This is a genomic window from Pseudomonas sp. PvP025, assembly GCF_017832155.1.
Lineage (GTDB): Bacteria > Pseudomonadota > Gammaproteobacteria > Pseudomonadales > Pseudomonadaceae > Aquipseudomonas.
The window spans coordinates 2,907,869-2,921,214 of sequence record NZ_JAFIBJ010000001.1 but is presented as its reverse complement, the minus strand read 5'-3'; the positions used below and the strand labels follow the sequence as shown (position 1 = coordinate 2,921,214).

Here is a 13,346-nt window from a genome sequence, read left to right as displayed (position 1 = left end):
GAACCACTGTGCTTCTAAACTCTGGAACCGACCTCACGGTCACCGACCAACCGCTCCAGCGCTTCACCCAGGCCCAGGGCCTTGTCGCCAATCAACAAGTGCCAGACACCGCTTTCCAGCCGGCTGACACCCTGACAACCCAGCGCGGTCAGGGCCGTTTCGGACAACCCCGAGTCATCCCCCAATTCCACCCGTAACCGCGTCATCGCCACAGCCTCCAACTGCTGCACATTGGCTCGTCCGCCCAGTGCACTCAGCCATTTCTCGGCCTCCTGCACATTCACCGCCGCTGGTTTATCCACAGGCGCAACCGGCGCACTGGCAACAAACGACGGCATCGCCAGGCGAATTTCATCAGCAATGCTGTCGGCCAGCGGCCCGACCACCACCTGCAAACTCCCGCCATTACCCGGCCGCACCACCGCCATGGCGCCCAGCGCTTTCAACTCCGCATCCACTGCCTTGTTGCGATCGACCATGTCCAGGCGCAACCGCGTGGTGCAGGCGCCCACACTCAGCAGATTGTCCGCACCGCCCAGCGCGCGGATATAAGCCGTGGCACGCTGGTTGTCGTTCATCACCTCAGCCTGCGCCACCTGGATATCTTCCCGGCCCGGTGTCTTCAGGTTGAAACGGCGAATGCAGTAGCTGAACACGCTGTAGTAAATCAACGCGTAGGCCAGGCCAACCGGGAATATCAGCCAGCCATTGGTGGACTTGCCCCAACCCAGCACCATGTCGATAAACCCTCCGGAGAAAGTAAACCCGAGGTGGATATTCAGCAGGTTGGTCACGGCCATCGACAGGCCGGTCAGCACCGCGTGGATCAGGTACAGGAACGGCGCCAGAAACATGAATGCGAACTCGATCGGCTCCGTCACGCCGGTCAGGAACGAGGTCAGCGCCATCGACAGGAAAATCCCGCCCATCACTTTGCGCCGTTCCGGCAGCGCATTGCGGTACATCGCCAGACACGCGGCCGGCAGGCCGAACAGCATCACCGGGAACATGCCGGTCATGAACTGGCCGCCTTTGGGGTCGCCGGCGAAGTAACGGGTCAGGTCACCGGTGACGACCGCGCCGGTGACCGGGTCGGTAAAGGTGCCAAACACAAACCAGGCCATGTTGTTGAGGATATGGTGCAGGCCGGTGACGATCAGCAGCCGGTTGAACACACCAAACACGAAGGCGCCGAGGCTGCCGCTGTCCATCAGCAACGCGCCGAAGCTGTTGATGCCCTGTTGGATCGGCGGCCAGATCAGCCCGAAGATCACGCCAAGGCCAACCGCGCTGAACCCGGTGACAATCGGCACAAACCGTCGCCCGCCAAAAAAGGCGAGGTACTCCGGCAACTTGATGTCCTTGAAGCGGTTATACAGTCCGCCTGCCATCAAGCCACTGGCGATACCGGCGAGCATGCCCATGTTGATGGTGGTGTCCATCACCTTGAGAGTGGAGATCATCACCAGGTAACCAATCGCACCGGCCAGACCTGCCGTGCCGTTGTTGTCGCGGGCAAAACCCACGGCAATGCCGATGGCGAAGATCAATGCCAGGTTGGCGAAGATCGCTTGCCCGGCGTCGTGCATCACCGCGATGTTCAAAAGGTCGGTATCGCCCAGGCGCAGCAGCAGGCCGGCAATCGGCAGAATCGCGATCGGCAGCATCAAGGCGCGGCCCAGGCGTTGCAGGCCTTCGATGAAATGTTGATACATGGCGTGTCTCCTTTTGTTGTTGTTATCAGCTCAGCGGCCAGTGGTGTTGACAGGCCTGGCGAACGGCTCGGGCGCTGCTCAGGTCGAGCAGGCCCTGGCTCAGTTGCCGGCAGTGCGCCGCATCCAGGTGGCGGACGCGGTCCTTGATTTCGCCGATCTGCAGCGGGCTCACCGACAGCTCGCTGACGCCCAGGCCGATCAGCACCGGCGTGGCCATTGGGTCGCAGGCCAGGGCGCCACATACGCCAACCCAACGCCCATGTTTCGCCGCCCCCGCGCAGGTCTGGGCAATCAGCCGTAGCAGCGCCGGGTGCAACGCATCGACCCGCGCCGCCAGACCGGCGTGATCGCGGTCCATGGCCAGGGTGTACTGGGACAGGTCATTGGTGCCGATGGACAAAAAGTCTGCATACAGCGCGAGCTGCTCGGCCATCAGTGCAGCGGCGGGCACTTCGATCATCACGCCCAGTTCCGGACGCCGGGTCAGTTCCAGCTCGGCGCATAGTTGAGCCAGGCGCTGGCGGATCTGCAGCAGTTCATCCACCTCGCTGACCATCGGCAGCAGGATGCGGCAGCGTTCGAGCGGCGCTACTTGCAGCAGCGCGCGCAGTTGCTGGTCGAGCACATCGGGGCGCACCTGGGCCAGGCGAATACCGCGCAGGCCCAACACCGGGTTGGCCTCGGCGGGCAACGGCAGGTAGTCCAGTTGCTTGTCGCCGCCCACATCGATAGTGCGGATGATCACCGACTTATCGCCCATGGCATCCAGTACGGCTTGATAGGCCTGACGTTGCTCCTGTTCATCGGGCGCGGTGCGACGGTCGACGAAGAGGAATTCGGTACGCAACAGGCCGACGCCGTCGGCGCCGTTTTCAAAGGCCACCTCGGCTTCGGCGCTGGAGGCGACATTGGCAGCGACTTCAACGCTCACGCCGTCGGTGGTGTGTGCGGGTAATTGGGCCTGGGTCTGTTGCTGCTGGCGGCGCAGCTTCTGCGCGTCGCGAATCTGGTGCACTTGGGCGTGCCGGGCGTCGCTGGGCGCCAGTTCCAGGCGACCATTGGCCGCGTCCAGGACCACACGCTGGCCCTGCGGCACATCCAGGAGCTCGGTGCCCAACGCCACCACGCAGGGCAAGCCCTGACCCCGGGCCAGGATCGCCACGTGGGACGTCGCGCCACCTTCGGCCATGCAGATGCCGACGGCGTTTTGCGCGCTCAGTTGCAGCAGGTCGGACGGTGTCAGCTCATGGGCGCTGACAATCGCACCCGCCGGCAATTCGACATGCCAGGCGTCACCGAGCAAGGCGCGCAACACGCGTTGTTGCAGGTCACGCAGGTCGTTGGCGCGTTCGGCGAACAGCGGCTTGCCCAGCGCCAGCAACACCGCGCATTGGGCCTGGATTGCATCGCGCCAGGCATGGGTGGCGGCGCTGCCGTGTTCGATGGACGCGGTGGCCGCGTCAAGCAGCGCCGGGTCTTCCAGCAGGGCCTGGTGGGCGGCGAAGATGTCTTCTTCCTCGGCATTTTTGCGCTGCCGAGCGTGGGCCAGCGTGTCGCGGATTTCGCCGCGCACCTGTTCCAGCGCCGCGTCCAGGCGTTTGAGTTGTTCATCGACGCGATGGCCGCCGGTATCGGCTGGCAGCTCAACGCCGCTGAGACGGATCAACGGTCCGCACACCAGGCCGGGCGCAGCGCACACGCCTTGCAGCACGTCGGCTTCGACGCGGACTCGAGGTGGCGCAGCGGTAACGGCCGGGGGCTGATGGGCTTCGCTGATTGCCACGGACAGGGCGGCCACCAATGCCTGCAACGCCGCGTCGGCGTCGTTGCCGCGACAGCTGACGCGTACTTCATCGCCCTCGCCAATGCCCAAGCCCATCAGGCCAATCAGGCTGTCGCATGCCGCCGATTTACCCGCGAAGTGCAACTGTGCCTGGCTGCTGAAGCCCTGGGCGGTTTTGCGGATCAGCGCAGCCGGACGTGCGTGCAAACCACCACGGTGAGTAACGCGCACACGGGCGCTGGCCTCGACCGTTGAGTTATCCACAGCGGTTTGAACGCAGGCGGCTGAACGCACGGCGACCTGCATCAACGGCTCGCCGACTTTCACGGTTTTCAATGACCGAGGCGTCAGTTCAAAGCGTTCGCTGTTGGTCAGAATGATCGGGCTCACCAGGCTCTTGCACCGCCGCGCGATGCGGTCCAGGTCAAAGCGCACCAGTGCCTGCCCGTTGCTCACCTGCGCACCGTGCTCGACCAGCAGCTCAAAGCCTTCGCCACCCAGCTCCACGGTGTCGATGCCCAGGTGCATCAGCAGTTCGGCGCCGTTTGCAGCGCGAATCGTCAATGCATGCCCGGTGCGGGCGACATGGATGATCACACCGTCGCACGGCGCATGCAGGCAGTCATTCAACGGGTCGATGGCAATACCGTCGCCCATGGCGCCGCTGGCGAACACGTCGTCGGGGACGTCGCCCAGGGCCAGCAGCGGCCCGCTGAGGGGAGCGCTGAGGGTCAATACATTATTGTTGTTGGACATGGGCACGGTACTCATCAGGAAAACACCACTCAGTGAGTGCGGGTGACTTTGCTCAGGTGGCGCGGCTGGTCCGGGTCCATGCCCCGGGCTTCAGCGAGACCTGCGGCCATCACGTAGAAACTCTGGATGGCCAGGATCGGATCGAGGCTCGGGTGCTCGGCGCGGCTCAGGGTCAGGTCGCGTTCGGCGATATCGTCCGGCGCGGCCAGCAACACCCGGGCGCCGCGCTGGCGCATATCGGCGGCCAGGCTCAACAGGCCGGCCTGTTCGGCACCGCGTGGGGCGAATACCAGCAGCGGGTAGTTTTCGTCGATCAGGGCCATCGGGCCGTGGCGCACTTCGGCGCTGCTGAAGGCTTCGGCCTGGATCGCCGAGGTTTCCTTGAGCTTGAGCGCAGCTTCCTGGGCGATGGCAAAACCGGCGCCACGGCCAATCACCATCAGGCGCTGGCTGCCTTTGAGGGCGTCGATGGCGAGTGTCCAATCCTGCTTCGCGGCGGCACGCAGCTCGTCGGGCAGGGCGCGGCAGGATCGCAGCAAATCGGCTTCCTGGCTCCAGTGCCCGATCAACTGCGCGCTGGCGCTGAGGGTGGCGATAAAGCTTTTGGTCGCCGCCACGCTGAGTTCCGGCCCTGCGCACAGTGGCACGTGGAATTCGCAGGCGGCTTCCAGCGGCGAGTCCTCGGCGTTGACCAGCGAGATACTCAAGGCCCCTCGCTTGCGCAGCAGGCGCAGGCTGTCGACCAGGTCCGGGCTCTGCCCCGACTGCGAGAAACCGAACGCCACCTGGCCGCTGACCTGCAACGGCGCCTGCAACAGGGTCACCACCGACATTGGCAGCGACGCCACCGGGATGCCCACATGCTGCATGGCGAGGTAGGCGAAGTAGCTGGCGGCATGGTCGGAACTGCCGCGGGCGATGGTCAGCGCCACCTGCGGCGGCTGGCGGCGCAGGCGCTCGGCGATGTTCTCCAGTGGCACGCCGAGGCGTTGCAGTTGCGCGGCGACGGCATCAGCGGAGGCCAGGGCCTCTTCAAGCATTTTTGAAGTCAATGGTTTCTCCTTCGACCATTACGTCGGTGAGGGTCAGGGCGCGGTCCAGGCGCACGCAGTCGGCAAAGCTGCCGGGTTGCAGGCGGCCGCGCGCCTGCAGGCCCAGGTAGTCCGCCGGAAATTGCGACAGGCGTTGTGAGGCTTCGCTGATGGGCAGGCCGATTTTCACCAGGTTGCGCAGCGCCTGATCCATGGTCAGCGTGCTGCCGGCCAGGGTGCCGTCGGCCAGGCGCACGCCGCCCAGGCATTTGGTCACGGTGTGGCTGCCCAGCTTGTATTCGCCGTCGGGCATGCCGGCGGCGGCGGTGGAGTCGGTCACGCAGTACAGGCACGGGATCGAACGCAGGGCCACGCGCATGGCACCGGGGTGCACGTGCAGCAGGTCCGGGATCAGCTCGGCGTATTGGGCGTGGGCCAGCGCCGCGCCGACGATGCCGGGTTCACGGTGATGCAACGGGCTCATGGCGTTGTACAAATGGGTGAAGCTGGTGGCGCCGGCTTCGAGGGCGGCCACGCCTTCTTCATAGCTGCCCAGGGTGTGGCCGATCTGCATGCGCACGCCGCGTTCGCTGAGCGCGCGGATCAACGCCGCGTGGCCGGCGATTTCCGGCGCGATGGTGATCACGCGGATCGGCGCCAGGGCGAGGTAGGCCTCCACTTCGGCGATCAAGGCGGTATGGGCGAAGTTGGGCTGGGCGCCGAGTTTGCCCGGGTTGATGTAGGGCCCTTCCAGGTGTACACCGAGCACCCGTGCGCTGCCGGTGGGGCGTTGCTCGCAGAAGGTGCCGAGCTGGCCGAGTACGCGGGAAATCTCCTCCACCGGCGCGGTCATGGTGGTGGCCAGCAGTGAGGTGGTGCCAAAGCGCACGTGGGTGCGGGTGATGGTCTCGAAGGCGCTTGCACCTTCCATGATGTCGGCCCCGCCGCCGCCGTGCACATGCAGGTCGATAAAGCCCGGCAGCAGGTAAGGCAGGTCATTGTCGGCGGGGTCACAGGGCGTGCCTTCGATGGCGCTCACCCGGCCGTTTTCGTGCACCAGGCGGCCGCGAATCCAGCCCTGGGGTGTGAGGATGTTGTCTTCGGACATGGGCAGTTCTCTAGAGTCGCAGTTCAGCGGAGTAGTCATGACGGCGCAGCTCTGCGACAAAGTCGTAGTAGTCGTTGCGGCAGTAGGTGTCGGTGATCTCAATCGGCGTGTTGTCGGCGGTGTAGCCAACCCGCGACATCAGCAGCATGGCGGTGCCGGGGGCGATGCCCACGAGGGCGGCGAACTCGTCCGACGCATTGATTGCCTGCACATGCTGCAGGGCGCGCACGATGGGCTTGCCGATGCCTTCCAGGTATTCGTAGAGCGAGTTGCCCAAGGTGTGTGGCTGTGGCAGCACCGAGGCGGGGAGGGTGGTCATCTCGATGGCCATGACCGTGTCATCGGCTTTGCGCAAACGCTTGAGGCGCGCGACCTTGTCGGTGGGTGACAGGGCGAGACGGATCAGCTCTTCGTGCGTTGGCGGGGTGACCTCGCGCTCCAGCCAGTGCGAGCTGGGCACAAAGCCCTTGAGGCGCAGCATTTCGCTGAAGCCCGAGAGGCGCGACAGCGGTTGTTCCAGGCGCGGCGTGATAAAGGTGCCGGAACCCTGACTGCGGCGGATCAGGCCCTGGGCAAACAGCACTTGCAGGGCTTTGCGTGCAGTGACCCGCGAGATACTCAACTGCTCACTGAGTACGCGTTCGGAGGGCAAGGCCTGTTCGGATTTCCACTCGCCGGCATGGATGGCCGCTTCCAGGTTACGGGCCAGTTGCAGGTACAGCGGCGTGGATTGCGTGTCGTCAGGGCGCAGGGCCAGGATGGGATTCATGGGTGAGTGTCCGATGCGTTATTTGGAATGTTGTCGCCCGGTATTGGCCGGAAACTAATACCACTTAGATACCATGTCAATGCACCCAAAACCGTGCAGGCAACGGTTTCAGAGCCCTGTATTGGGGCTTGGCATCAAGTGGTATTAGAGAGGTCTTTATGGCGCGCAGAACGACGCAAGCCCGCGCGGTGAACTGGTATTCACCGGCAGGCGCTGTCAGGGGCGGGAAAATATTTCGAATTATTTTACGGGCGATTGAAGATCAGGGCCGGATCTCGATCAGGGTGCCGTCCTTGACCAGGTTCCAGACCTCGCGCATGTCGACGTTGCGCATGCCGATGCAGCCATCGGTCCAGTCCAGGGTGTGGAACCACTGCTCCGGGTAGTCTGCGGTGTCAGGCGTGCCGTGGATCATGATCATGCTGCCGGGCTTCACGCCTTCGCGGCGGGCGCGGGCGGCGTCGCTGATATTGGGATAGGAAATGTGCATGGCCAGGTTGTAGCGGTCGCTGACTTTGCGCCAGTCGAGCCAGTAAAAACCTTCCGGTGTACGGCGGTCGCCCTCGATCAGCTTGTGGCCCTTGGGGTTCTTGCCCAGGGAGATGCGGTAGGTCTTGAGGGGCTTGCCGTCGTTGATCAACTGCAATTGGTGGGCAGACTTGAGCACCAGGACCTTCTCCACCGGTTTGCCGCCCAGGGTTTCCAGGGTGGACGCCGATGACAGCGAGGCGAACGACAGGCAGAGCAGAGCGAGCAACCAACGCATTGACACGATTTCCTGGGGGCCGGATCAGGACCGGGCGGTGTTGGACATGGGCGGTACCGCTTCGCTGCGCACGGGGAAAGCCTGTTGCCGACGGTCGGCAAAAAAGCATTCCAGGGTACGCCCTACCGTGCGGAAAGCCAGTTCGGACCAAGGGATATCGGCCTCGTCGAACAGCTTCACCTCAAGGCTTTCGATACCGGCGGCAAAGTCCAGGTCGACGAGTTCTGCGCGGTAGAAAATATGCACCTGGCTGATATGCGGCACGTCGATCAGGGTATAGATCTGCAGGTTGCGGATGCGCGCGCAGGCTTCCTCGAAGGTTTCGCGCACGGCGGCCTGTTCCACGGTCTCGCCGTTTTCCATGAAGCCTGCGGGCAGGGTCCAGTAACCCAGGCGCGGCTCGATGGCGCGGCGGCACAGCAGCACTTTGTCGCCCCAGACCGGCAGGGTGCCGGCCACGATATTGGGGTTCTGATAGTGGATGGTGTGGCAGTGATCGCACACATAACGCAGGTGCGCGTCGCCATCGGGGATGCGTTGGGTGACCGGTTTACCGCACTGGCTGCAGAAGTTCATGCTCGGGTTCCTGGAGATTGCGTGCATCTTGGCTTGGTGCCGGGCGTTCCTGCAAGTTGTCGTTTCACGACACGCCTGCGGTTTTGGGGTTGGGCGCCCGCACGCTTTGGTGCATGATGCAAGGTAGCCAACAGACCGAGATGACTCATGCTGGACGAGCTACTTCGCCGGGTAAGCAATCACACGCCGCACACGCTGGAGACCGACGGGCGGTTCCCCGAGGCCGCGGTGCTGGTGCCCATTACCCGCAGCGACGAACCCGAACTGATCCTGACCCTGCGCGCCAGCGGGCTGTCGACCCATGGCGGCGAAGTCGCGTTTCCCGGCGGGCGCCGTGACCCCGAAGACCCGGACCTGATCTTCACCGCGCTGCGCGAAGCCGAAGAGGAAATCGGCCTGCCGCCGGGCCTGGTGGAAGTGATCGGCCCCTTGAGCCCGCTGATTTCCCTGCATGGCATTCGCGTTACGCCTTACGTGGGGGTGGTTCCCGATTACGTCGAGTACCTGGCCAACGACGCCGAAATTGCCGCTGTTTTCAGCGTGCCGCTGGATTTTTTCCGTCAGGACCCGCGCGAGCACACCCATCGCATCGATTATCAGGGCCGCAGTTGGTACGTGCCTAGCTACCGCTTTGGCGAGTACAAGATCTGGGGACTGACCGCCATCATGATCGTCGAGCTGATCAACCTGCTGTATGACGACGCCAGGATCAGCCTGCACCAGCCGCCCAAGAGCTTCATCAATATCTAAGCCATCACCTGAATGGCAAGCCGCGAGGACACACCATGAAATACCGCCTGGGCGACGCCCGCGTCGAGACCCACCCTGACAGCTGGGTGGCACCCAATGCCACACTCGTGGGCAAGGTCAAGCTGGAGGAGGGCGCCAACGTCTGGTTCAACGCGGTGTTGCGGGGCGACAATGAACTGATCCTGATCGGCAGGAACAGCAATGTGCAGGATGGCAGCGTGATGCACACCGACATGGGCTACCCGCTGACCCTGGGCACCGGCGTGACCATCGGCCATAACGCCATGCTGCACGGCTGCAGCGTCGACGATTACAGCCTGATCGGCATTAACGCGGTGGTTCTCAATGGTGCCAAAATTGGCAAGCACTGCATCATCGGCGCCAATTCGCTGATCGGTGAGGGCAAGGAAATTCCCGACGGCTCGCTGGTAATGGGCTCGCCGGGCAAGGTGGTGCGTGAGCTGACCGAGGCGCAGAAGCGCATGCTCGAAGCCAGCGCCGCGCACTATGTGCATAACGCCCAGCGGTATGCGCGCGACCTGGCCGAGCAGCAGGCATGAACCCGGCTGAACGTCCCGTCGCCTCGCCGTGTGTGAGCATCTGTGCATTGGATGATGACGATATCTGTACCGGCTGCCAGCGCACGGTGGCCGAGATTACGCGCTGGAGCCGCATGGACAATGCCGAGCGCCGGGTGGTGCTGGGGTTGTGTCATGAGCGGGCGGTGGCCGGTGGGTTGGTGTTTATGATGCCGGGCAAGTCCGGCGCCTGAACCACCGCCATCGGGAGCAAGCCCCTCCCACATTTGAATGTATTCACACATCCAACTGGGTGAACCCGATCAAATGTGGGAGGGGGCTTGCTCCCGATGAGGCCTTCTCTGACAACCTAATTACCCACAGGCTCTACCCCATGCTCTTCCTGATCGCCTACATCGGCAGCGTCGTGCTGATCAACTTCGCCTTCTCCACCGCCCCGCACCTGGACGTCATCTGGTCCGCCTGGGGCGGACTGGTGTTCATCCTGCGCGACATGGTGCAAACCCGCTTCGGCCACGGTGCGATCATTGCCATGCTGGCCGCGCTGGTGCTGTCCTACATCACCTCCGACCCGTCCATCGCGCTGGCCAGCGCCACGGCGTTCGCAGTGTCCGAATGCATCGACTGGCTGGTGTTCAGCATCACCCAGCGGCCGTTGCATGACCGCCTGTGGATCAGTTCGGCGCTGAGCATTCCTCTGGATACCTTTATCTTCTTCGGTCTGATCGGCGCGCTGACCCCGGCCGTTGCAGGTACGGCGCTGGTGTCGAAATTCGCCGGCGTCACGGTGGTGTGGTTGATCATGGCCTGGCGTCTGCGTAAACGGGCTGTCGCCAACTGAGGCCAATTTTTACAGTTCATGTAAAATGCCGGCCTTTCTCCCCATGATCCGCTCCCCTGAGGACCTGAGATGACCCGAATCGGAACTCCATTGTCGCCGACCGCGACCCGCGTAATGCTGTGTGGCTGCGGTGAGCTGGGCAAGGAAGTGGTGATCGAGCTGCAACGCCTGGGCGTTGAAGTGATTGCCGTGGATCGCTACGCCAACGCGCCGGCCATGCAGGTGGCGCATCGCAGTCACGTGATCAACATGCTCGACGGCGCCGCCCTGCGCGCGGTGATCGAGGCGGAAAAACCGCACTTCATCGTGCCGGAAATCGAAGCCATCGCCACCGCCACCCTGGTCGAGCTGGAAGCCGAAGGCTTCACCGTGATCCCGACCGCGCGTGCCACCTCGCTGACCATGAACCGTGAAGGCATCCGTCGCCTGGCTGCCGAAGAACTGGACCTGCCGACCTCGCCGTATCACTTTGCCGATACCTTCGAAGACTACAGCAAGGCCGTGCAGGACCTGGGCTTCCCGTGTGTGGTCAAGCCGGTGATGAGTTCGTCGGGCAAGGGCCAGAGCCTGTTGCGCAGCGCCGAGGATGTGCGCCAGGCGTGGGATTACGCGCAGGAAGGCGGGCGTGCCGGCAAGGGCCGGGTGATCATCGAGGGCTTTATCGACTTCGACTACGAAATCACCCTGCTGACCGTGCGCCACATCGGCGGTACCACGTTCTGCGCGCCGGTCGGTCATCGTCAGGAGAAGGGCGACTATCAGGAATCCTGGCAGCCCCAGGCCATGAGCCCGGTGGCCCTGGCCGAATCCGAGCGCGTTGCCAAAGCGGTGACCGAGGCCCTGGGCGGTCGCGGTCTGTTTGGTGTGGAGTTGTTCATCAAGGGCGATCAGGTGTGGTTCAGCGAAGTGTCGCCGCGCCCCCATGACACTGGCCTGGTGACCCTGATTTCCCAGGACCTGTCGCAGTTTGCCCTGCACGCGCGCGCCATTCTTGGCCTGCCGATTCCGTTGATTCGTCAGTTCGGCCCGTCGGCGTCGGCGGTGATTCTGGTGGAAGGGCAATCGACGCAGACCGCATTTGCCAACCTCGGTGCCGCGTTGAGCGAGCCGGACACGGCATTGCGGTTGTTTGGCAAGCCGGAGGTGAATGGCCAGCGCCGCATGGGTGTGGCGTTGGCGCGGGATGAGTCGATTGAAGCGGCCCGAGCCAAGGCGACCCGTGCTTCGAAGGCTGTTGTTGTAGAGCTCTAAAAGCATCGGGAGCAAGCCCCCTCCCACATTTGAATGTATTCACACATCCAACCCTGTGAACCACGATCAAATGTGGGAGGGGGCTTGCTCCCGATAGCGGTCTATCAGGCCACCTTGTTCAAGTCGTTATCCCGCGTCTCTTTCAGGCACAGCACCGCAATCAAGCTGATCAGCGCCGCCGCCGACACATACCCGCCCACATAACTCAGCCCGCCCATCGCCACCAGCTTGGTCGCGAAGAACGGCGCCGCTGAAGCCCCCACGATGCCACCCAGGTTATACGCAGCCGAAGCGCCGGTATAACGCACGCGGGTCGGGAACAGCTCCGGCAGCAGTGCGCCCATCGGGGCGAACGTCACCCCCATCAGGAACAGCTCCAGGGCCAGAAACAAGGCGACCCCCCAGGTCGAACCCTGGGTCAGCAGCGGTTCCATGGTGAAGCCCGACAGCATCGTCAGGATTGCGCCGACGATCAGCACCGGCTTGCGCCCGTAGCGATCACTGGCCAGCGCCGCCAGCGGTGTCGCCAGCCCCATGAACAGCACCGCAAAGCACAGCAGACCGAGGAAGGTTTCGCGGCTGTAGCCCAGTGTCGACACCCCGTAGCTCAGGGAAAACGCCGTGGTGATATAGAACAGCGCATAGCACACCACCATCGATGCAGCGCCCAGCAGCACCGGCAGCCAATGTTGGCTGAACAGTTCCACCAGGGGCACTTTCACCGGCGCCTGTTTGGCGACGGCATTGGCGAACACCGGGGTTTCATGCAGCTTCAGGCGGGCGTACAGGCCGACCATCACCAGCACCGCGCTGAGGATGAATGGAATGCGCCAGCCCCAGCTGCGGAACTGCTCGTCGTTCAGGCTCATCGCCAGAATCAGGAACAGACCGTTGGCCGCCAGGAAGCCGATGGACGGACCCAGTTGCGGGAACATGCCAAACCAGGCGCGCTTGCCCTTGGGAGCGTTCTCGGTGGCCAGCAACGCCGCGCCGCCCCATTCCCCGCCAAGGCCCAGGCCCTGGCCGAAGCGCAGCACGCACAGCAGAATCGGCGCCCAGGCACCGATGCTGTCGTAACCGGGCAGCAAGCCGATCAGCGTGGTGCATACGCCCATCAGCAGCAGCGACGCGACCAGCGTGGACTTGCGGCCAATGCGGTCACCGAAGTGGCCGAACAGCGCCGAGCCCAGTGGACGGGCGATAAAGGCGATGCCGAAGGTCAGGAACGACGCGAGCATCTGTGCGGTGCCGGAGGTCTGCGGGAAGAACACCGGACCGATCACCAGCGCAGCTGCGGTGGCGTAGATGTAGAAGTCGTAGAACTCGATGGCGGTGCCGACGATGCTTGCGGTGGCAACCCGTGCGGTCGAATTGCTCGGGGCGGCAGGCGCTGCCTCGCTATACGTGGTGGTCATGAGGTATCCCTGGCGGTCGTTGTTATTGGTCGAACACCCATAGGAC

13 protein-coding genes are annotated in these 13,346 nt (G+C 63.7%); 5 read left to right on the top strand and 8 right to left on the bottom strand.

Going from position 1 to position 13,346, the window contains the following annotated elements:
- Positions 1-14 precede the first annotated feature (14 nt).
- The 7 genes from nagE to JOE32_RS12365 all read right to left on the bottom strand — a co-directional run bounded on the left by nagE (position 15) and on the right by JOE32_RS12365 (position 8,504).
- Positions 15-1,715 (bottom strand): N-acetylglucosamine-specific PTS transporter subunit IIBC, encoded by a 1,701-nt coding sequence (gene nagE, locus JOE32_RS12395; protein WP_209984480.1) that lies wholly within the window; start codon positions 1,713-1,715, stop codon positions 15-17.
- Between the two features lie 25 nt (positions 1,716-1,740).
- Positions 1,741-4,254 (bottom strand): phosphoenolpyruvate--protein phosphotransferase, encoded by a 2,514-nt coding sequence (gene ptsP / locus JOE32_RS12390; RefSeq protein WP_209990496.1) that lies wholly within the window; start codon positions 4,252-4,254, stop codon positions 1,741-1,743.
- Positions 4,255-4,283: 29 nt separating this feature from the next.
- On the bottom strand, positions 4,284-5,306 hold the full coding sequence (locus JOE32_RS12385) for an SIS domain-containing protein (protein WP_209984477.1): 1,023 nt from the start codon (positions 5,304-5,306) through the stop codon (positions 4,284-4,286).
- A complete protein-coding gene (gene nagA / locus JOE32_RS12380; protein ID WP_209984475.1) occupies positions 5,287-6,393 on the bottom strand; it encodes an N-acetylglucosamine-6-phosphate deacetylase in 1,107 nt (368 codons plus the stop codon). Before nagA ends, JOE32_RS12385 begins: the two co-directional genes overlap by 20 nt.
- Positions 6,394-6,403: 10 nt before the next feature.
- On the bottom strand, positions 6,404-7,162 hold the full coding sequence (locus JOE32_RS12375) for a GntR family transcriptional regulator (RefSeq protein ID WP_209984470.1): 759 nt from the start codon (positions 7,160-7,162) through the stop codon (positions 6,404-6,406).
- 262 nt (positions 7,163-7,424) lie between these two features.
- Positions 7,425-7,928 carry a L,D-transpeptidase family protein gene (locus JOE32_RS12370; RefSeq protein ID WP_209984468.1) on the bottom strand — a complete coding sequence of 168 codons (504 nt, stop codon included), beginning with the start codon at positions 7,926-7,928 and terminating at the stop codon, positions 7,425-7,427.
- A 24-nt stretch (positions 7,929-7,952) separates the two neighbouring features.
- Positions 7,953-8,504, bottom strand: a complete 552-nt coding sequence (locus JOE32_RS12365; protein WP_209984465.1) for an NUDIX hydrolase — start codon at positions 8,502-8,504, stop codon at positions 7,953-7,955.
- Positions 8,505-8,651: 147 nt separating this feature from the next.
- Between JOE32_RS12365 and JOE32_RS12360 the strand changes: the two genes are divergently transcribed.
- From JOE32_RS12360 to purT, 5 genes are all read left to right on the top strand, one after another.
- Positions 8,652-9,254 carry a CoA pyrophosphatase gene (locus tag JOE32_RS12360; RefSeq protein WP_057007247.1) on the top strand — a complete coding sequence of 201 codons (603 nt, stop codon included), beginning with the start codon at positions 8,652-8,654 and terminating at the stop codon, positions 9,252-9,254.
- A gap of 35 nt (positions 9,255-9,289) precedes the next feature.
- Complete coding sequence (locus tag JOE32_RS12355; RefSeq protein ID WP_209984462.1) at positions 9,290-9,814, top strand: gamma carbonic anhydrase family protein; 525 nt, start codon at positions 9,290-9,292, stop codon at positions 9,812-9,814.
- Complete coding sequence (locus JOE32_RS12350; RefSeq protein WP_209984459.1) at positions 9,811-10,026, top strand: DUF1289 domain-containing protein; 216 nt, start codon at positions 9,811-9,813, stop codon at positions 10,024-10,026. Before JOE32_RS12355 ends, JOE32_RS12350 begins: the two co-directional genes overlap by 4 nt.
- 140 nt (positions 10,027-10,166) lie before the next feature.
- The gene (locus tag JOE32_RS12345) at positions 10,167-10,634 is read left to right on the top strand and encodes a preQ0 transporter (RefSeq protein ID WP_209984456.1); all 468 of its coding nucleotides are present in this window, start codon (positions 10,167-10,169) and stop codon (positions 10,632-10,634) included.
- 69 nt (positions 10,635-10,703) lie between these two features.
- On the top strand, positions 10,704-11,885 hold the full coding sequence (gene purT, locus JOE32_RS12340) for a formate-dependent phosphoribosylglycinamide formyltransferase (protein WP_209984453.1): 1,182 nt from the start codon (positions 10,704-10,706) through the stop codon (positions 11,883-11,885).
- Positions 11,886-11,989: 104 nt separating this feature from the next.
- Here purT and JOE32_RS12335 read toward each other — a convergent pair whose 3' ends face one another.
- On the bottom strand, positions 11,990-13,300 hold the full coding sequence (locus tag JOE32_RS12335; protein ID WP_209984450.1) for an MFS transporter: 1,311 nt from the start codon (positions 13,298-13,300) through the stop codon (positions 11,990-11,992).
- Between the last annotated feature and the right edge of the window lie 46 nt (positions 13,301-13,346).

Bases quoted from the DNA above. Each gene is read 5' to 3' on its own strand.
- nagE (WP_209984480.1), bottom strand. From the start codon at position 1,715: ATGTATCAACATTTCATCGAAGGCCTGCAACGCCTGGGCCGCGCCTTG.
- ptsP (WP_209990496.1), bottom strand. From the start codon at position 4,254: ATGTCCAACAACAATAATGTATTGACCCTCAGCGCTCCCCTCAGCGGG.
- nagA (WP_209984475.1), bottom strand. From the start codon at position 6,393: ATGTCCGAAGACAACATCCTCACACCCCAGGGCTGGATTCGCGGCCGC.
- JOE32_RS12375 (WP_209984470.1), bottom strand. From the start codon at position 7,162: ATGAATCCCATCCTGGCCCTGCGCCCTGACGACACGCAATCCACGCCG.
- JOE32_RS12370 (WP_209984468.1), bottom strand. From the start codon at position 7,928: ATGCGTTGGTTGCTCGCTCTGCTCTGCCTGTCGTTCGCCTCGCTGTCA.
- JOE32_RS12365 (WP_209984465.1), bottom strand. From the start codon at position 8,504: ATGAACTTCTGCAGCCAGTGCGGTAAACCGGTCACCCAACGCATCCCC.
- JOE32_RS12360 (WP_057007247.1), top strand. From the start codon at position 8,652: ATGCTGGACGAGCTACTTCGCCGGGTAAGCAATCACACGCCGCACACG.
- JOE32_RS12355 (WP_209984462.1), top strand. From the start codon at position 9,290: ATGAAATACCGCCTGGGCGACGCCCGCGTCGAGACCCACCCTGACAGC.
- JOE32_RS12350 (WP_209984459.1), top strand. From the start codon at position 9,811: ATGAACCCGGCTGAACGTCCCGTCGCCTCGCCGTGTGTGAGCATCTGT.
- JOE32_RS12345 (WP_209984456.1), top strand. From the start codon at position 10,167: ATGCTCTTCCTGATCGCCTACATCGGCAGCGTCGTGCTGATCAACTTC.
- purT (WP_209984453.1), top strand. From the start codon at position 10,704: ATGACCCGAATCGGAACTCCATTGTCGCCGACCGCGACCCGCGTAATG.
- JOE32_RS12335 (WP_209984450.1), bottom strand. From the start codon at position 13,300: ATGACCACCACGTATAGCGAGGCAGCGCCTGCCGCCCCGAGCAATTCG.